Origin of the sequence: Pseudomonas kulmbachensis, assembly GCF_963681935.1 — a bacterium.
Taxonomy (GTDB): domain Bacteria; phylum Pseudomonadota; class Gammaproteobacteria; order Pseudomonadales; family Pseudomonadaceae; genus Aquipseudomonas; species Aquipseudomonas kulmbachensis.
The window spans coordinates 5,272,591-5,291,501 of the sequence record NZ_OY817088.1 but is presented as its reverse complement, the minus strand read 5'-3'; the positions used below and the strand labels follow the sequence as shown (position 1 = coordinate 5,291,501).

Genomic DNA, 18,911 nt, shown 5'->3' with positions numbered 1-18,911 from the left:
GGTGTTACATGGCAGGCGCAAAAGAGATTCGCAGTAAGATTGCGAGCATCAAAAGCACGCAAAAGATTACCAGCGCCATGGAAAAAGTGGCGGTCAGCAAAATGCGCAAGGCACAAATGCGCATGGCTGCTAGCCGTCCTTATGCGGAGCGTATCCGCCAGGTTATTGGGCATTTGGCTAACGCCAACCCGGAATACCGCCACCCGTTCATGATCGACCGCGAAGTTAAGCGTGTGGGTTATGTGGTTGTGAGCAGTGACCGTGGTTTGTGCGGTGGTTTGAATACCAACCTGTTCAAGGCTTTGGTCAAGGACATGGCGGTAAACCGTGAAAACGGCGTCGAGATTGATCTGTGCGTGGTCGGCAGCAAAGGTGCGGCATTTTTCCGCAACTTCGGCGGTAACGTCGTCGCAGCTATCAGCCATCTGGGTGAAGAACCGTCGATCAATGATTTGATCGGCAGCGTTAAGGTGATGCTGGATGCTTACCTGGAAGGCCGTATTGACCGCCTGTCCGTGGTATCCAACAAGTTCATCAACACCATGACGCAACAGCCTACTGTGGAACAGTTGATTCCACTGGTGGCGACCCCGGATCAAAAACTCAAGCACCACTGGGACTATCTCTACGAACCGGATGCCAAAGAGCTGCTAGACGGCTTGATGGTGCGCTACGTGGAGTCGCAGGTGTACCAGGCGGTGGTCGAGAACAGTGCAGCTGAACAAGCTGCGCGGATGATCGCAATGAAGAACGCCACTGATAACGCCGGTGATTTGATCAGCGATTTGCAGCTGATCTACAACAAGGCGCGTCAGGCTGCGATCACCCAAGAGATCTCGGAAATCGTCGGCGGCGCTGCCGCGGTTTAACGGTTCAAATATTCAGAGGATCCAGCTATGAGTAGCGGACGTATCGTTCAAATCATCGGCGCCGTGATCGACGTGGAATTTCCACGCGAAAACGTACCGAGCATCTACAACGCGCTGAAAGTACAAAGCGCGGCCGGGACCACTCTGGAAGTTCAGCAGCAGCTGGGCGACGGCGTGGTTCGTACCATTGCGATGGGTTCCACCGAGGGCTTGAAGCGCGGTCTGGAAGTCACCGACACTGGCGCAGCCATCTCCGTTCCAGTCGGTAAAGCGACTCTGGGCCGGATCATGGACGTTCTGGGCAACCCGATCGACGAAGCTGGTCCGATTGAAACCGAAGAGCGCTGGGGCATTCACCGTCCTGCACCGACCTTCGCTGAACAAGCGGGCGGCAACGACCTTCTGGAAACTGGCATCAAGGTTATCGACCTGATCTGCCCGTTTGCAAAAGGCGGTAAGGTTGGTCTGTTCGGTGGTGCCGGTGTAGGCAAAACCGTAAACATGATGGAACTGATCCGTAACATCGCCATGGAACACAGCGGTTACTCTGTGTTTGCTGGTGTGGGCGAGCGTACCCGTGAGGGTAACGACTTCTACCACGAGATGAAGGATTCGAGCGTACTGGACAAAGTGGCACTGGTTTACGGTCAGATGAACGAGCCGCCGGGTAACCGTCTGCGCGTAGCACTGACTGGCCTGACCATGGCCGAGAAGTTCCGTGACGAAGGTAACGACGTACTGTTGTTCGTTGACAACATCTACCGTTACACCTTGGCCGGTACTGAAGTATCCGCACTGCTGGGCCGTATGCCTTCGGCAGTAGGTTACCAGCCGACTCTGGCTGAAGAGATGGGTACTCTGCAAGAGCGCATCACTTCGACCAAGAACGGTTCGATCACTTCGATCCAAGCGGTATACGTACCTGCGGATGACTTGACTGACCCGTCGCCTGCGACCACCTTCGCCCACTTGGACGCTACCGTTGTACTGTCCCGTGACATCGCCTCCCTGGGTATCTACCCAGCGGTTGATCCACTGGACTCGACTTCGCGCCAGCTGGACCCGATGGTAATCGGCCAGGAACACTACGACACCGCTCGCGGCGTTCAGTACGTGTTGCAGCGTTACAAAGAACTGAAGGACATCATTGCGATCCTGGGTATGGACGAGCTGTCGGAAGTCGACAAGCAGTTGGTATCCCGCGCTCGTAAGATCCAGCGTTTCTTGTCTCAGCCGTTCTTCGTGGCTGAAGTCTTCACTGGCGCTTCGGGTAAATACGTTTCCCTGAAAGACACCATTGCTGGCTTCAAAGGCATCCTCAACGGTGACTACGACCACCTGCCAGAACAAGCGTTCTACATGGTCGGCGGCATCGAAGAAGCGATCGAGAAAGCCAAGAAACTGTAATTCCGGCGCCCGGCAACGGGCGCTAATCAGGTTGAGGCAATCAGATGGCTAATATGATGACAGTCCATTGCGATATCGTCAGTGCGGAAGGAGAAATCTTTTCCGGTCAGGTCGAGATGGTGATTGCGCACGGCAGCCTGGGTGATCTTGGTATCGCTCTGGGTCACGCTCCGCTGATCACTGAACTCAAGCCGGGCCCGATCCGCCTGATCAAGCTGGGCGGGGAAGCCGAGGTGTTTTACATCTCCGGTGGTTACCTCGAGGTTCAGCCGAACATGGTCAAGGTTCTTGCCGACACCGTGCAACGTGCTGCCGACCTGGATGAAGCCTCCGCTCAAGCCGCCGTTAAGGCAGCCGAGAAGGCCCTGAACGAAAGAGGCGCAGAATTCGATTATGGATCTGCTGCTGCACGTCTGGCCGAGGCCGCAGCTCAGCTGCGCACCGTCCAGCAAATCCGCAAGAAGTTTGGCGGTTAAGCCTCCTGCTTCATTGTGTGATTGATTAAAAAGGGTAGCCTCGGCTACCCTTTTTCTTTTTCCGCGAAATACTTTTTGGTCGCAACCGCTGACCACCCAGGATTGGTAGCCAGTCATGTCTCTCGATATCGTTATTCTCGCAGCAGGTCAGGGCACCCGCATGCGTTCAGCCTTGCCCAAGGTTCTCCATCCTGTGGCAGGCAACTCCATGCTGGGCCATGTTATCCACAGCGCTCGCCAGCTCAAACCGACAGGCATTCACGTGGTTATCGGCCACGGTGCCGAACTGGTCCGTGAACGTTTGGCAGCTGATGATTTGAATTTTGTGCTGCAAGACAAGCAACTGGGTACAGGCCATGCCGTGGCCCAGGCGCTGCCATTTTTGACGGCACAAAACGTGTTGATCCTGTACGGCGATGTACCGTTGATCGAAGTCGAGACTTTGCAGCGTTTGCTCAAACAAGTGGGCCCCGAGCAATTGGGCTTGCTGACCGTCAACCTGGCTGACCCTACCGGTTATGGCCGGATTGTGCGTGACGCGGCTGGCAAGGTTTGCGCCATCGTCGAGCACAAGGACGCAACCGAAGCCGAACGTGCCATCACTGAAGGCAATACCGGGATTTTGGCGTTGCCCACCCAGCGTCTGGCGGACTGGATGAGCCGGCTGTCGAACAACAACGCCCAGGGCGAGTATTACCTGACCGACGTGATCGCGATGGCGGTAAACGATGGTTTGGTGGTGGCCACCGAACATGCCCTCGACCCGATGGAAGTGCAGGGCGCCAACGACCGCAAGCAGCTCAGCGAGCTTGAGCGTCATTACCAGCTGCGTGAAGGCCGACGCCTGATGGCATTGGGTGTAACCCTGCGTGACCCGGCCCGTTTTGATGTCCGTGGCGAAGTCACGGTAGGCCGTGATGTGCTGATCGATATCAACGTGATCCTTGAAGGCCGCGTGATCATTGAAGATGACGTAGTGATTGGTCCTAACTGTGTGATCAAGGACAGCACTTTACGCAAAGGCGTGGTGATCAAGGCCAACAGCCATATCGACGGTGCCGTGATGGGTGAGAACAGCGATGCTGGCCCTTTCGCTCGTTTGCGCCCGGGTAGCGTGCTGGATGCCCGCGCCCATGTGGGTAACTTTGTCGAATTGAAAAACGCCCATCTGGGTGAAGACGCCAAGTGTGGTCACCTGACTTACCTGGGTGATGCTGAAGTTGGTCCTCGTACCAACATTGGCGCAGGTACCATCACCTGCAACTACGATGGCGCCAATAAGTGGAAGACCGTGCTGGGAGCTGATGTGTTCATCGGTTCGAACAACTCGCTGGTAGCGCCTGTGGATATCTCCAACGGTGCAACCACCGCGGCCGGTTCAACCATCAATCAGGATGTAGCTCCCGAGCAACTGGCCGTTGGCCGTGCACGGCAGCGCAATATTGATGGCTGGAAACGTCCGGTAAAACAGCCAAAGCCTTGATTTGAAGTTATCCACAGCGCAAGACATAGCGATATGTGGTTATTAACAAGTCATCCTATAACTGTTTTAAATCAATAAGTTACATAAAGCCTTATCCGCACCCTGTGGATAAGGCTTTATTTTTTGCGGCTCTAAATCAGGGGTTTAGCCCATGAACACAGGGCTAAATTGAGTTATTCACAGAAAATAACCAGCAACATTTTCTTGACGATTATTTCGAGATAAGGTTTCATTGCTTTCGTTATCTTTCGAAACGAAACTTAGGTCGTTATGTCTAAACGCAACACGCCACAACGCAGACACAACATCCTGGCCTTGCTTGCAGAGCAGGGCGAAGTCAGTGTGGATGAACTGGCCAAGCGATTCGAAACCTCCGAGGTTACGATTCGCAAGGATCTGGCTGCACTCGAAAGTAACGGCCTGTTATTGCGTCGTTATGGCGGTGCTATCACCATGCCGCAAGAACTGGTCAGTGACGTACCCCAGCCCGTTTCTCTATATAAGCAAGCCATTGCCCGTGCGGCGGTTGGCCTGATTAAAGAGCATGCACGCATTATTATCGACAGCGGCAGCACCACCGCCTCGATGATTCCACAACTGGGTCTGCAACCCGGTCTGGTGGTGATGACCAACTCCCTGCACGTTGCCAACGCACTCAGTGAACTTGAACACGAGCCTGTGTTGCTGATGACCGGGGGCACTTGGGATCCGCACTCCGAGTCCTTCCAGGGACAGGTTGCCGAACAGGTGTTGCGCTCTTACGACTTCGATCAACTGTTCATCGGTGCTGACGGGATCGACCTGCAGCGCGGCACGACAACTTTTAACGAGTTGTTGGGTCTGAGCCGGGTCATGGCTGACGTCGCACGTGAAGTGATCGTAATGGTCGAGTCGGACAAGATTGGTCGCAAAATACCCAACCTGGAACTGCCCTGGGGCAGCGTCCATACCCTTATTACCGATGATCGCCTGCCGCAAGAGGCGCGCGAACAGATTCAGGCCCGGGGCATAACACTGTTATGCGCCGCCCTAAGCTAGGAGAACTTTATGTGTGGGATCGTTGGCGCAGTCGCTGAACGCAATATCACGGCCATTCTGCTTGAAGGCCTGAAACGTCTTGAATACCGTGGTTACGACAGCGCTGGCGTGGCTGTTTTCACCAACAACGGCACCCTGGAACGCATGCGCCGCAACGGCAAAGTCGCCGAGCTGGAACAAGCGCTGGCCGGTGAACCGTTGGCAGGCCGCCTGGGTATTGCTCATACCCGTTGGGCGACTCACGGCGCACCGTGCGAGCGTAATGCTCACCCGCACTTCTCGGGCTCCGATCTGGCGGTGGTGCACAACGGCATTATCGAAAACCATGAAGCCCTGCGTGAGCAACTCAAAGGTCTGGGTTATGTGTTTACCTCGGACACTGATACCGAAGTCATTGCTCACCTGCTTAATCACAAACTCAAAGACAACAGCGATCTGACCGCGGCCCTTAAAGCCACTGTTAAAGAGTTGCACGGTGCTTATGGTTTGGCCGTGATCAGCGCCAAACAGCCGGATCGTTTGGTTGCAGCCCGTAGCGGCAGCCCGTTGGTGATTGGCCTGGGTCTGGGTGAGAACTTCCTGGCCTCCGACCAATTGGCATTGCGCCAGGTAACTGACCGCTTCATGTACCTGGAAGAAGGCGATATCGCTGAAATCCATCGTGACAGCGTGCAGATCTGGGATGTGAATGGCCAAAGCGTTCAGCGTGAAGCGGTGCAATACAGCGATGGCGCCGAAGCTGCCGACAAAGGCGAATATCGCCACTACATGCTCAAGGAAATCCACGAGCAGCCAGCAGTAGTACAGCGCACCCTGGAAAATCGTTTGGGCCAGGACCATGTTCTGGTACAAGCCTTCGGCCCACAAGCCAAGGAATTGTTCGCCAAAGTACGCAATGTTCAGATCGTCGCGTGTGGTACTAGCTACCACGCCGGGATGGTCGCTCGTTACTGGCTTGAAAGCCTGGCTGGCATCCCTTGCCAGGTCGAAGTGGCGAGCGAGTTCCGCTACCGCAAAGTCGTGGTGCAGCCTGACACCCTGTTTGTTTCGATCTCGCAATCGGGCGAAACCGCTGACACCCTCGCGGCACTGCGTAATGCAAAAGAACTGGGCTTCCTTGGCAGCCTGGCAATTTGCAACGTAGGTATCAGCTCACTGGTACGTGAGTCTGACCTGACACTGCTAACCCAAGCCGGTCGTGAAATTGGCGTAGCCTCCACCAAAGCATTCACTACCCAACTGGTAGGTCTGCTGCTGCTGACTCTGTCCCTGGGTCAGGTTCGCGGCACGCTGGAAGCGGGCGTTGAAGCGCAACTGGTTGAAGAACTGCGCCGTTTGCCAGCACGTCTGGGTGAAGCCCTGGCGATGGATTCGATTGTCGAGAAAGTTGCTGAATTGTTTGCTGACAAACACCACACCCTGTTCCTGGGCCGTGGCGCTCAGTTCCCGGTAGCAATGGAAGGCGCACTCAAGCTTAAGGAAATCTCGTACATCCACGCAGAGGCATACCCGGCAGGCGAGTTGAAGCACGGCCCGCTGGCGCTTGTGGATAACGACATGCCGGTAGTCACCGTTGCACCGAACAATGAGCTGTTGGAGAAACTCAAATCCAACCTGCAAGAAGTTCGTGCCCGTGGTGGCGAACTGATTGTGTTTGCCGATGAACAAGCAGGCATGACCAATGGCGAAGGCACTCATGTGATCAACATGCCGCACATCCACGATGTGCTGGCGCCGATCCTCTACACCATCCCGCTGCAACTGCTGTCGTACTACGTGGCCGTGCTCAAAGGCACCGACGTAGACCAGCCGCGTAACCTGGCTAAATCTGTCACCGTGGAATAATTTCTGCCGCGACAATAAGTAATGGTTTTAGACAATTAAAACTGTCGCAGGAGCCGGCTAGGTCTGTCCTACCGCCTCCTGCTTTTCGCAACTGGTTCCGCTCCTACCCTTTACCATCCATCCAACGGGCCGCTCAGGCACGCAAAGCGAGGCCCCGTCCTTTTTTGGGGGGGCCTCGCGTCTGATGAACGAACACTGAGCAAAAGGCTCTATTTACAGGTGGAAATCGCCCGCAGCCTCCGGCTGGTAAAGCACTTTCCTGATCTCAATCCGGCGGGTCCGATCAGAAATTCGCCAGTCGATGGCGTCCCCCTCCTGATAGCCCAGAATGGCGGCGCCTATGTCGGAATACACGGAATGCTTCCCTGCGTTGCTGTCCGCGTCTTCAGGGTAGACCAAGGCCACTTCGATCTCTTCGTCGTCCAGCTGCAGCAAGGCCCTGGAGTTCATCGTGACGACATTGGACGCCACCTGCTGCGGCTTGACGACAATGGCTCGCTCAAGCTCATGCTCGAGCTCAACAACGGCCGGGCCTTGCTCAAGCGCGATTAGAAGTTCGAGCCTGGCCTTGTCGATTTCAGTGATATAGATCCTGGTGGAGTCGCCTACGGTACCTTCGCGCAAGAACTGAAGATAGCGCCCCGCCGTCATGGAAAATGACTTCAATGTCGGCGTTTCGCTCTCAAGCACAAAGCCGCTGCGCAGAAAGGCTTTCAGCGAGCGCGCATTGTCCGGGTGGATCTTGGCGATGAGTTTCTTGGCCCGCATGTCGAGGAAGGCCAGTTTCATGCCTTCGCGGATCGTGCGGGCGCCAAGGTTTCGGCCCCATTTGTCGCTGTCTCCGATGACCAGGACTATCTCGCAATTTGAACCGGTCTTGATTAGACGGACAAAGCCCACCGGGGCGTCATGCCGGTCATAGGCCATGAAGAAGCGGCCGCCCTGGTTGAATAGATGAGTCAGGATCGGCAATTGAGTCCGATCAATGGCTTGCTCAATGGAGCGGGAGACATGACGTGAATCGCTCAGATAGCAGGTGACGCGCTCATCCTCCAACCAATCCATCAACGTCAACGCATGCGCCCGAGTAATTTCAGGGCACAGCGAAATGAAAGGCTTGTTCATCTTCACCACACTTATTTGTAAAGGATGAAAGCCCTTCATGGCTATGGCCATGACGGTTCTTTCGGCAACCGGCTATTTTAAGACATAACGCGAGTAATGCCGAATGGTCGAGACAGTCCGTGGAAACCATCGTTTTGCCGAACCCGAACCAGCTTTTTTGGGTGGTTGCGACAGTTTTGCGGTTCCTATACAGGACGTTGCAGGCCCCCGAAATACGGGCACTCTTCGCGACAGTTATAATTCTCTAAACTCAGCACCCACTCGACCCGCGTTGCGGGTCGAGTAGTTTCTGGCCTGTGGATAACATCAGCAAGGAGGCGGCATGCTCTACACCAATGCTCTAAAACAATTGGATATGCAGGATGTTTCGATTGTTTTGTTGTTGATCGAAAATCGGAGCGCCAAGCGGGTTTCAGAAATTTTAAATCTCAGTCAGTCGAGTATCAGTTACAGCCTGAAAAAACTCCGGCACTGCTTCGACGATAAATTGTTCGAAAGCATCGAGGGTGCCATGCAGCCCACGGCGCGGGTACTGGCCATGAAGCCGTATCTGCAGAACATCATGCAGTGCATTAACCAGTGTGCCAAAGAAGGGGCGGGGCAGAGCAGCGTATTGCGTCAATGGACTATCACCGCGCCTGAATATTTTGAAATCCTGATGTTGCCTGCCTTGTTGCAGCAAGTGCATTCAGCCGGGCGTAACTGGTCGTTGAGTGTGAGCCGATTAGGCAAGGAGTTGCCGATCAATGATTTGCTGGCCCTGGACACTGACGTCTGCTTTGGCTTCGGCCCCGGCTATCACCAGCGGCATTCGTTGCTGGAGTATCGCAGCCTGAATGAAGATTCTTTTGTGTGCTTGTCCAGCGTGCCAAAGCATCAGCCGAAAAACGCTCTGGATATCGATGAGTTTTGTGAAACTGCGCAAGTATTTCCGACACCGTGGCTGTCGGAAGAAAACATGGTAGACGGTTGGTTAAAAAAGCAGGCGCGCACGAGAAATATTTTTACCCGGGCCAACTCTTATCACGCCGGGGTTAATATTTTATCGGCGGTTCCGGCCCTGATCGTGGTTCCGGAAAAAATAGTCGCGACGTTGAATATCTCGCCAAAAATTAAAATTCTTAAACCCCCAGCAGGTTTCCCCACCTTCACTCTGGACATGATCTGGAGCCGCGAAAGAAATATCCACGGTGACTTTCATCAGCTGGAAGCAATGATCGAAAAAATAAAAATCTGAATTTCACTTCCGCAGTACAACCTGTGGTGCGCTATACATAGCTACTGTTTTTATCGCAAGGCGGTGTGCGGCCTTGAACTGAAAAGGATTATTCGATGTTTAAAAATTTATTCAAACCGGCCCGCACCAGCGCGGTTTTTTTACTTTCTTGCTTGGCTGTTTCAGTTGCCTGTGCCGCCGATAAAACTACTTACCCTGACGCCGCCGCCAGCGATCCTGCCAAGTTGGGCTGGATGGTCGGCGCGCCACCGCCACCCGATCGTATTGTTCGATTTGCCGATGGCAGTTATTTCAAGTTCCCGGCCATGCGCTGGAGCGTTTCCAACTTCCGCCAATTGATGCCCACTACCAATGTGTCCCGGGGCTTGGGTGCTCCGGTACAGCTGGCGCGAACCTTGCGCGCAGACATCGACGCGTTGACCTTCGTGCCGCTGGGCAGCAAGCAGACCATGACATGGGAGCAGTCACTGGCGGCGAATTACACCGACGGCATTGTGGTGTTGCATCGTGGAAAAATAATTTATGAACGTTTTTTTGGTGTGTTGAGCCCTGAGGGTCAGCACGGCGCAATGTCGATGACCAAGTCAGTTGTGGGCACGATGGGCGCCATGCTGGTGGCCGATGGCACGCTGGATGCCAATAAAAAAGTCGCAGACTATGTGCCGGAACTGGCCAAGTCCGCCTTTGGCAACGCCACCTTGCGCCAGGTGCTGGATATGACCACGGGGCTTAAATACAGCGAAGACTATGCCGACCCCAACGCTGAAGTCTGGAAGCATGCGCAGGCGGGCAATCCACTGCCAAAACCCAAGGACTACACCGGGCCGCAAAGCTACATGGAATATTTGCAGACGGTGGAGCCAGAAGGGGAGCACGGTCAGGCCTTCGCTTATAAAACAGTGAATACCGATGTACTGGGTTGGGTGATTGCACGGGTGACAGGGCGCAATGTTGCGCAGTTGTTGTCCGAAAAAATCTGGCAGCGCATCGGCGCTGAACAGGATGCTTATTTCACCGTCGACTCCATAGGCACTCCGTTTGCAGGCGGTGGTTTGAACACAGGGCTGCGTGATATGGCGCGATTTGGCGAAATGATCCGCAACGATGGCCAGTACCTGGGCCAGCAAATCGTGCCCAAGGCGGTCGTCGATGAGATCCGTGCCGGCGGCGATAAAGCCGCCTTTGCCAAGGGCGGCTATGACTTGCTCAAAGGCGGCAGTTATCGCGATATGTGGTGGGTGACGCACAACGCCGACGGTGCCTTTATGGCTCGCGGTGTTTACGGTCAACGTACCTACATCGACCCGAAAGCCGAGATGGTCATTGTTCGTTATGCGTCCAATCCGATTGCCAGCAACTCGGCAAACGATCCGGTGACCATTCCGGCATTCGAAGCCTTGGCAAAGCATCTGATCGCCCACCCGAACTGATTTCGCTGAACAAACCCACCCCCCTGTGGGAGCGTGGCTTGCCCGCGATGCCATCACCGCGATCAGGCAGATGCCTGGCGTTGCCTGCATCGCGGGCAAGCCCGGCCCCCACAGGTTCAGCGTGCTGTTTTCAAGCCAAGATGAAGAATCCGTAAGCTGGACATAAGTTTCATCATTTCTGCGATATCGTTACTAGATATTTCATAAGTGAGAGTTTCCATGCGCGTCGATTTAGATGCCGAGGAGGAGAGGCTTGAGTCTTTGCCTCGTTTTCAAAGTGCCTCTGCACAGGCTCGTCAGCTCTACCAACTGGGAGTGTTGCTGGCGGTTTTAGCCATTGCGGCATGGGCGCTGGCATTCTTTATTAGCCTGTTCTCATCGGAATCGTTGTGGCCGGTCCTACTGGGCAACAATGCGGCAGCCTTGCTGGTGCTGGCGGCAGGTTCCCAGTCGGCTTATTGGGTCGCGGACTGGCGCCGCAACGCACTCAACCCGCTACCGAGCGCTGTAACCGAGATCACGCACCCTGAGCCATCAAGTGGCTTTGACCGCTTGAGCCAACGGATCAATACAGGGGCGCTACGTTTGTTGGCCACAATCGGGGCGCCGGTCTTGTGGCTTGCAGGTGTTGGCGGCGCGGCCTGGTGGAGTGTGCAACACACCTGGAACCTGGCATTGCCGGGTGTGGCGTTGGGTGCATGGGGCAGCATTGCGGCTGGTATTGCGGTTCTGCTCGCGTTTGCGCTGCTGGTGTTCGAGCGCTACTTGGCGCAGCAACAACTCGCTCAATGGCCCGAAGCTCGTTTGCTGGCGCCGCTGGTTCGCGTGCCCATCTTGTGTCTTCTACTGAGCGCCGTGTGCCTGTTATTCAGTAGCGACGATGCACAGTGGCCAGCCCGCTTGGCCGTGTTGACGGGGTTGTTGCCTGCGGCAGTGGCGATTGAGTTGATCCTGCGTGCGCTAGCGGCGTTGTTCAGCCCACGTCGCGACAAACTTGAGCCGCGGATGATCGGGCAAAGTTTTGTCGCAGGCATGTTGCGTTGGCCGCCTCAACCATTGCTGGCGCTGCAGCACGAATTGCATAACCGGTTCGGGATCGACTTGCGCCAAATCTGGGCATTTACCTACATGCGCAAAGCGTTCTTCCCGGTCTTGGCAGTGGTTGTTGCCGTCGGCTGGGCATTGAGCGGTGTGAATGAAATTCCTCTGCAAGGTCGAGGAATTTATGAGCGCTTCGGTAAGCCAGTGGAAGTACTAGGCCCTGGTTTGCACGCAGGCTTGCCTTGGCCATTGGGTCGCGTGCTGGCGGTGGAAAATGGTGTGGTGCATGAACTGGCCACAGGTACAGAGTCGAGCACCGATCCATTGCTCACGCCTGCTGATGGCTTGCCGCCGATCACAGCCAACCGGCTGTGGGATGCCACCCATGTGAATGACAAATCCCAGGTGATTGCCAGCGATAGCGGCGACCGGCAGGGCTTTCAGATCGTCAACATGGACATACGCTTTGTGTATCGCATTGGTCTTAGCGACCACGCCGCCATTGCGGCCACTTATCACAGCGCCGATGTACCGACGTTGATTCGCAGTACCGCAAGCCGGATTCTGGTGCACGACTTTGCTTCGCGTACGCTTGATGGTGTGTTGGGCGAGCAGCGCAGTGCGTTGGCCGATGACATCGGCCGCGCCGTTCAGGCCGATCTGGATACGCTCGACAGCGGGGTCGAAATTCTCGCTACCGTGGTTGAAGCTATCCATCCCCCGGCCGGTGCAGCTAATGCTTATCACGGTGTGCAGGCTGCACAAATCAGTGCACAGGCCCTGATTGCCCGTGAGCGAGGGGCGGCGAGCGAGCAAAGCAACGTCGCGCAATTACAGGCCAGCATCTTGCTGGACCAGAGTCATGCGCTGGCGCGTGAAGTAAACGCCACCGCACAGACGGCCGACCTGCGCTTTGGCGCCGAACAAAAAGCCTACGACCGTGCCGGTCATGCATTCCTGCTGGAGCAGTATTTGAGCCAGTTAAGCCTAGGGCTGAACAACGCCAAACTGCTGATCCTCGACCATCGCCTTGGGGGCAGCAGCGCGCCGACCCTCGACCTGCGTTCTTTCACGCTGCCGGCCGATCCTGTCGCGCCGCGTAAAGCTGCTCAGTAAGGAGCACTGTTTTGACTCAATCACACTCACACGATCACAGCGGCCATCATCATGGTTGCTCCCATCACGGTCATGCCCATGGCGATGTCCATGAGCCTGGGCCATTTCCATGGCGGCGAATGGGCTGGGCGGCGTTGCTGGTGTTGTTTGCCATCGCAGCCGCGAGCCTGGTGCAAGTACGCTCCGGCGAAGCGACGGTAATCACCCGCTTTGGCAACCCAGCCAGGGTGCTGCTTGAGCCCGGGCTGGGCTGGCGCTGGCCGGCACCGTTTGAAGTCAGCGTACCGGTGGATTTGCGTTTGCGCACCACTTCCAGTGGCCTGCAAGACGTGGGCACTCGCGACGGCTTACGGATTATCGTGCAGGCCTATGTGGCCTGGCAGGTACAGCCGGATGCCGAGAATGTGCAACGCTTTATGCGCGCGGTGCAAAATCAGCCAGACGAAGCGGCGCGGCAGATTCGAACCTTTGTCGGCTCTGCGCTGGAAACCACGGCTGCCAGTTTCGATCTCTCAAGCCTGGTCAATACTGATGCCAGCCAAGTCAAAATTGCCGACTTCGAAGCACAGTTGCGCCAGCAAATCGAACAGCAATTACTCAGCACTTATGGTGTGCGCGTCTTGCAGGTTGGCGTGGAGCGGCTGACCCTGCCGTCAGTCACGCTCACGGCCACGGTTGATCGCATGCGTGCGGAACGCGAAACTATTGCCACCGAACGCACTGCTGTGGGCAAACGTGAAGCGGCGCAAATTCGCTCTGCTGCCGAGCGTGATGCGCGAATTTTGCAGGCCGATGCCAGCATCAAGGCCGCTGATATTGAAGCCCAATCGCGGGTCGAAGCGGCGCAGATTTACGGTCGCGCTTATGCCAGTTCGCCGGCGCTGTACAACGAACTGCGCTCCCTCGATACGCTGGGGACGATGATCAATCCAGGCACTAAAATTATTTTGCGCACAGATGCTGCGCCGTTTCGAGTACTGGTCGACGGCCCTCCGAAGCTTGGCGCGCCGGCTGGGTCGCAGCCATGAACCAGGCACCTGACGAGATAAACGGGGTCAGTAGCCCGTGGCAGCAAGCCGGGCGTCTGGCTTTTCTGGGCTTGTACGCGGTGACTGTTGTCGCTGCGCTGGCCTGGGGGTTTTCCAATGTGCGCCAGATCGATCCGCAAAATCGCGCGGTGGTGTTGCGGATGGGCGCGCTGGATCGTATCCAGAATTCCGGTTTGTTGCTGGCCTGGCCAAGGCCCTTCGAGCAAGTGGTGATTGTCCCGGCAGCCGACCGTGTAAGTGAGCGCCGGATTGAAAACCTGCTGCGTTCGGATGTTGCGTTACAGGCCGACCGAGTGGCCTCGTTTGCCACGCCGATCAACGATGCGTTGGCCGGTTCCGGGTATTTGCTGACCGGTGATGCGGGCGTGGTGCAACTGGATGTGCGGGTGTTTTACAACGTCACTGAACCTTATGCGTTTGTGCTGCAGGGTGAGCATGTTTTGCCCGCGCTGGACCGGTTGGTTACGCGCAGCGCCGTAGCCCTGACGGCTGCACGTGACCTGGATACGATTCTGGTGGCGCGCCCCGAACTGATTGGCAGCGACAGCCAGGCGGCTGAACGCCGCGAGCGCCTGCGCGGTGATTTGGTGCAGGGTATCAATCAGCAACTTGCGGCCCTGAGGGCGACAGGGCAGGGCCTTGGACTGGAAGTGGTACGGGTGGATGTGCAATCCAGTTTGCCGGGCCCGGCGGTGAATGCCTTCAACGCGGTACTGACTGCCAGCCAGCACGCCGAACAAGCGGTGGCAGCTGCTCGCAACGAAGCCGCCAAAGTGACTCAATCGGCTACGCAACAGGCCGACCGCAGTGTCGAGCAGGCTCAGGCCCAAGCCAGTGAACGCCTGGCCAAGGCTCAGGCGGACACGTCCACAATCCTCAATTTGGCCAAGGTGCAGCAGGCCGGTAACGACCCGGATTTGATGTTGCGTCTGTACCGCGAACGCATGCCGAAAATTCTGGGCCAGGCCGGATCTGTCACCAGCGTCGACCCTAACGATGATTCCCGCCTGATTATTCAGGGAGCCGAACAATGAGTACGTCCGCCACTCAACCCGCCGTCAGCTTGCTGACCAGCGCCGAGCAACGTAGCGCAGCGCGCCAACTGACCTTGGCCATGCTGGCACTGGGTTTGTTGGGTTTGGGGCTGGTGTGGCGCTGGCTGATGCCTGCACAAATCGGCGTCAGTCAGTTGTTGCTTGGAGTCGCGTCATTATTGGTGGCCGTGCCGGTGATGCGTTCGGCCTGGTACAGCCTGCGCTACCCGAGCCTGCATGGGATCACCGACCAGCTGATTGCCTTGGCCATGCTCGGTGCTTGGGCCACTGGCGATTTGCTGACGGCAGCCCTGTTGCCGATCATCATGATTTTCGGTCATGTACTTGAAGAGCGCAGCGTGATCGGCTCCCAGGAAGCGATCCACGCACTGGGCAAACTGACCCGTAGTCAGGCACGTTTGTTTCAGGCTGACGGCAGTTTGCTGGAAGTCGACAACGCCACACTCAAGAGTGGCGATCAGGTCGAGGTACGTGCCGGTGACCGGGTGCCCGCCGATGGACTGGTACTGGCGGGGCAGGCCAGTCTCGACACTGCTTCTATTACCGGTGAATCAGTGCCGCTTGAGGTCAGCAGCGGGATGCCGATCTTTGGCGGGGCAATCAACCTTGATGGTTTGCTGCGGGTGCAAGTCACGCGTACTGGTGAGGAGTCGACGCTGGGTAAAGTCATCGCCCTGATGCAAAGCGCCGAGCGCGCCAAGCCACCGATCACCCGACTGCTTGAGCGCTATGCCGGTGGCTATATGGTGCTGGTGTTGATGATCGCGGCAGTGACCTGGTTTATCACCAACGATGCCCAGGCGATGCTGGCGGTGTTGGTGGCTGCGTGCCCTTGCGCACTGGTGCTGTCGGCACCGGCCACGGCGATTGCCGGAATTGCCGTGGCTGCACGTCACGGTATTCTGATCCGCAGCTCGGCGTTTCTTGAAGAGCTGGCAGACCTCACTTCGTTAGTGGTGGATAAAACCGGCACCCTCACTTACGGCACTTTGCGCCTGCAGGCGATTGAAACTGAAGAGGCGCAGCAGCAACCGTTGCGCCAACTGGCTGCCAGTTTGGGCGCAGCCAGCAGTCACCCGGTGAGCCGGGCCTTGGCCGGTCTGGTGAGTCACGAGCAAATGCTCAACCTGACGGAGGTTCGCGAGCGTCAGGGGTTGGGTGTTGTTGCCAGCACTGAGCAGGGCGAAGCGGCATTGGGCCGCCCCGAGTTGTTCCACCTGCTGGGTGTCACCACGAGCGCCGTGCCAGAGCACGATGGACCCATTGCCGGGTTGTCGCTTGATGGCCGCTTCCTCGGTTGGTTGCTGTTGGCAGACAGCATCAAACCCGAAGCCCAACTGGCGTTGAGCGAACTGCGTGAGCTGGGGCTAGGTCGTCAGGTGTTGCTGACCGGTGACCGGCTGAGTGTGGCTGAGCATTTGGCACACAAGGTGGGCATCAGCGAAGTCCAGGCCCAGGCACTACCCGAAGACAAACTTGAGCGTGTCCTGAGCGAAATCGACAACGGTTTTCGGCCTATGGTAGTGGGCGATGGCATCAACGATTCGCTGGCGCTCAAGGCCGGTGTGGTCGGGGTAGCCATGGGCGCAGGCGGTGCCGATATCGCGCTGGCATCCTCGGACATTGTTTTGATTGGCAGCGACTTGCGGCGTTTGGGCACCTGCGTGCGCCTTAGCCGCGAATGTCGTCACACCTTGCAGGTCAATGTGATCATCGGTCTGGGTTGGACTCTGGCCATTGTGGCTGCCGCTGCGTTTGGTTGGTTGGGCGCGGCGGGCGCGATGATTGCTGCTGTACTGCATAACCTCAGCACGTTATTGGTGCTGGGCAACGCAGGTCGTTTACTGCGGTTTCATGAACCACTGATGGCGCTGAAGGAGGCCTCGGAGTAATTCCGACAATTGGTCGCGTGTGCTCTAGCGTCTACCTCTGGTCTGTGAAACTGACAGTTTTGGTTATTCGTCTAACCTATAGTTTTGATATCTGAAATGAAGGAGGAACACAGATGCTCGCGCAACTTCCGCCGGCCTTACAGAAACTTCAACTTCCATTACGGCTAAGGCTGTGGGACGGACACGAGTTCAACTTTGGCCCGACACCCAGCGTCACTATCGTGGTCAAGGATCCGACCTTGGTGGCTGAGTTTACCCATCCCAGCCTTGACCTGTTAGGTAGCGCTTTTGTTGAGGGCCGACTTGAACTGGAAGGCTCAATCAACGAAGCCATTCGCGTATGCGATGAACTGAGCCAGGCGCTGGTTGAAGATGAGGACAGCACGCCACCTCGCGTTCATCACGACAAGGCGACCGACGCCGAGTCCATTTCTTATCACTACGATCTGTCCAACGACTTCTATCAGTTGTGGCTCGACCATGACATGGCTTACTCCTGTGGTTATTTTGAAACCGGGGAGGAGAGCCTGGATGAAGCGCAGCAAGCCAAGTTCCGTCTGCTGTGTCGTAAACTGCGACTAAAACCCGGCGAGTATTTACTGGATGTTGGCTGTGGCTGGGGTGGGCTGGCGCGTTTTGCAGCACGGGAATTTGGGGTCAAGGTGTTCGGAATTACCTTGAGCAAGGAGCAACTCAAACTTGCTCGCGAACGGGTCAAGGCTGAAGGTCTGCAAGACAAGGTTGATCTTCAACTGCTCGATTATCGCGATCTGCCGCAAGATGGCCGGTTCGACAAAATCGTCAGTGTCGGAATGTTCGAACACGTGGGGCACGCTAACCTGCGCGAGTATTGCGAAATTCTGTCCAGGGCTGTGCGCGACGGCGGTCTGGTGATGAACCACGGGATTACCTCCAAGCACACCGATGGACGTCAGGTTGGCCGGGGAGCAGGCGAGTTTATCGATCGCTATGTGTTCCCCAATGGTGAGTTGCCGCATCTGTCGATGATGACTGCCGAGATCAGTGAGGCCGGACTGGAAGTGGTCGATGTCGAAAGCTTGCGCCTGCATTACGCGCGCACGCTGGAGCATTGGAGCCAGCGTCTGGAGCACAAGCTGGAAGCTGCTGCCAAGCAAGTGCCGGAGCAAGCCTTGCGCATTTGGCGACTGTACCTGGCGGGTTGTGCATACGCCTTCGCCCATGGGTGGATCAACATTGATCAGATACTGGCAACCAAGCCCCATGCCGATGGCTCGTTGGAGCTGCCACCGACCAGGGCCGACATTTATCGCTGAGCGTGGGTTGCCCACGTGATGGGCTCCGGGTCTTTTTCCAGGTTTTTGTCCTGGACGAAAGTCCCATCCTGAACCCCGATGTTTTGATCAATCCAGGCCAGGGCTTTTTGCTCGAATGTTTGTGAGCCTTTATTGAAGACAAGATCGTGGCGGGCAACGTTGCCTGACCAATCCGGTGAGGGGAGAGAGATGTAGCTGATGCGGTATTTCTCGTCAGTGAAGTCTCCCTCCACCACATACACGCCGTAATGGTTCTCGCCAGGGGAAATGATTTTGTAGAGGCCGTTGTCGTAGTAATAGAGCACAGCTTCTTCGAAGGGCTTTTCGCTGTACATTTTTGTGTAGTGCAGCCGGTGGGTGTAAGTCGGTTGCCCGACCTCCACGTTAATCAAAGGAGGGGTGGGAGCAGTGGCAGGCGCTTGAGCTGGAGCAAGGGGACTGATGCTGAAGAGCAATCCCATAAGCGAGAACTTCATTATTTTTATTCCTTACGCTGAGCGGCCGGTTTGTTCCGGGTCGCTCAGTTTAAGGAAACTAGTTTGACTGTTTGGGC

At 56.4% G+C, this 18,911-nt stretch carries 15 protein-coding genes; 13 read left to right on the top strand and 2 right to left on the bottom strand.

All coding sequences use genetic code 11. From position 1 onward, the window contains the following. Positions 1-8 precede the first annotated feature (8 nt). From atpG to glmS, 6 genes are all read left to right on the top strand, one after another. The gene (gene atpG / locus U5A05_RS24150; protein ID WP_019828666.1) at positions 9-869 is read left to right on the top strand and encodes a F0F1 ATP synthase subunit gamma; all 861 of its coding nucleotides are present in this window, start codon (positions 9-11) and stop codon (positions 867-869) included. 27 nt (positions 870-896) lie between these two features. Beyond that, positions 897-2,276, top strand: coding sequence for a F0F1 ATP synthase subunit beta (gene atpD, locus U5A05_RS24145; RefSeq protein WP_048362226.1), 1,380 nt, complete (start codon positions 897-899; stop codon positions 2,274-2,276). Between the two features lie 56 nt (positions 2,277-2,332). Beyond that, positions 2,333-2,752: a F0F1 ATP synthase subunit epsilon gene (locus U5A05_RS24140; RefSeq protein ID WP_261742521.1), complete on the top strand. Its 420-nt coding sequence runs from the start codon at positions 2,333-2,335 to the stop codon at positions 2,750-2,752. Positions 2,753-2,867: 115 nt separating this feature from the next. After that, positions 2,868-4,235: a bifunctional UDP-N-acetylglucosamine diphosphorylase/glucosamine-1-phosphate N-acetyltransferase GlmU gene (gene glmU, locus U5A05_RS24135; protein WP_261740321.1), complete on the top strand. Its 1,368-nt coding sequence runs from the start codon at positions 2,868-2,870 to the stop codon at positions 4,233-4,235. A 270-nt stretch (positions 4,236-4,505) separates the two neighbouring features. Continuing rightward, entirely contained in the window at positions 4,506-5,273 is a 768-nt protein-coding gene (locus tag U5A05_RS24130) for a DeoR/GlpR family DNA-binding transcription regulator (protein WP_261740320.1), read from the top strand. Positions 5,274-5,282: 9 nt separating this feature from the next. Continuing rightward, positions 5,283-7,118, top strand: coding sequence for a glutamine--fructose-6-phosphate transaminase (isomerizing) (gene glmS, locus U5A05_RS24125; protein ID WP_261740319.1), 1,836 nt, complete (start codon positions 5,283-5,285; stop codon positions 7,116-7,118). A 213-nt stretch (positions 7,119-7,331) separates the two neighbouring features. On the opposite strand, the gene U5A05_RS24120 is transcribed toward glmS, so the two are convergent. Continuing rightward, positions 7,332-8,294, bottom strand: coding sequence for a bifunctional GNAT family N-acetyltransferase/nucleoside diphosphate kinase regulator (locus tag U5A05_RS24120; RefSeq protein WP_261740318.1), 963 nt, complete (start codon positions 8,292-8,294; stop codon positions 7,332-7,334). 271 nt (positions 8,295-8,565) lie between these two features. Here U5A05_RS24120 and U5A05_RS24115 point away from each other — a divergent pair, with 271 nt between their 5' ends. The 7 genes from U5A05_RS24115 (at position 8,566) to cfaB (ending at position 18,358) form a co-directional block, all read left to right on the top strand. Further along, complete coding sequence (locus tag U5A05_RS24115; RefSeq protein ID WP_261740317.1) at positions 8,566-9,480, top strand: LysR substrate-binding domain-containing protein; 915 nt, start codon at positions 8,566-8,568, stop codon at positions 9,478-9,480. Positions 9,481-9,575: 95 nt separating this feature from the next. Then, on the top strand, positions 9,576-10,910 hold the full coding sequence (locus tag U5A05_RS24110) for a serine hydrolase domain-containing protein (protein ID WP_261740316.1): 1,335 nt from the start codon (positions 9,576-9,578) through the stop codon (positions 10,908-10,910). A 219-nt stretch (positions 10,911-11,129) separates the two neighbouring features. Further along, positions 11,130-13,067 (top strand): protease modulator HflK, encoded by a 1,938-nt coding sequence (gene hflK / locus U5A05_RS24105; protein WP_321835150.1) that lies wholly within the window; start codon positions 11,130-11,132, stop codon positions 13,065-13,067. 11 nt (positions 13,068-13,078) lie between these two features. Continuing rightward, positions 13,079-14,095: a protease modulator HflC gene (gene hflC, locus U5A05_RS24100; RefSeq protein ID WP_321835148.1), complete on the top strand. Its 1,017-nt coding sequence runs from the start codon at positions 13,079-13,081 to the stop codon at positions 14,093-14,095. Further along, positions 14,092-15,150 (top strand): protease modulator HflK, encoded by a 1,059-nt coding sequence (gene hflK, locus U5A05_RS24095; protein WP_321835146.1) that lies wholly within the window; start codon positions 14,092-14,094, stop codon positions 15,148-15,150. The genes hflC and hflK (U5A05_RS24095) overlap by 4 nt, the downstream gene beginning before the upstream one ends. Continuing rightward, on the top strand, positions 15,147-17,063 hold the full coding sequence (locus U5A05_RS24090) for a cation-translocating P-type ATPase (protein ID WP_321835144.1): 1,917 nt from the start codon (positions 15,147-15,149) through the stop codon (positions 17,061-17,063). The genes hflK (U5A05_RS24095) and U5A05_RS24090 overlap by 4 nt, the downstream gene beginning before the upstream one ends. A 113-nt stretch (positions 17,064-17,176) precedes the next feature. Then, positions 17,177-18,358 (top strand): C17 cyclopropane fatty acid synthase CfaB, encoded by a 1,182-nt coding sequence (cfaB, locus tag U5A05_RS24085; protein ID WP_261740311.1) that lies wholly within the window; start codon positions 17,177-17,179, stop codon positions 18,356-18,358. Here the strand turns inward: cfaB and U5A05_RS24080 are convergent. Further along, on the bottom strand, positions 18,349-18,834 hold the full coding sequence (locus tag U5A05_RS24080) for a hypothetical protein (RefSeq protein WP_321835142.1): 486 nt from the start codon (positions 18,832-18,834) through the stop codon (positions 18,349-18,351). The two genes, cfaB and U5A05_RS24080, sit on opposite strands and share 10 nt — an antisense overlap. Positions 18,835-18,911 lie beyond the last annotated feature (77 nt).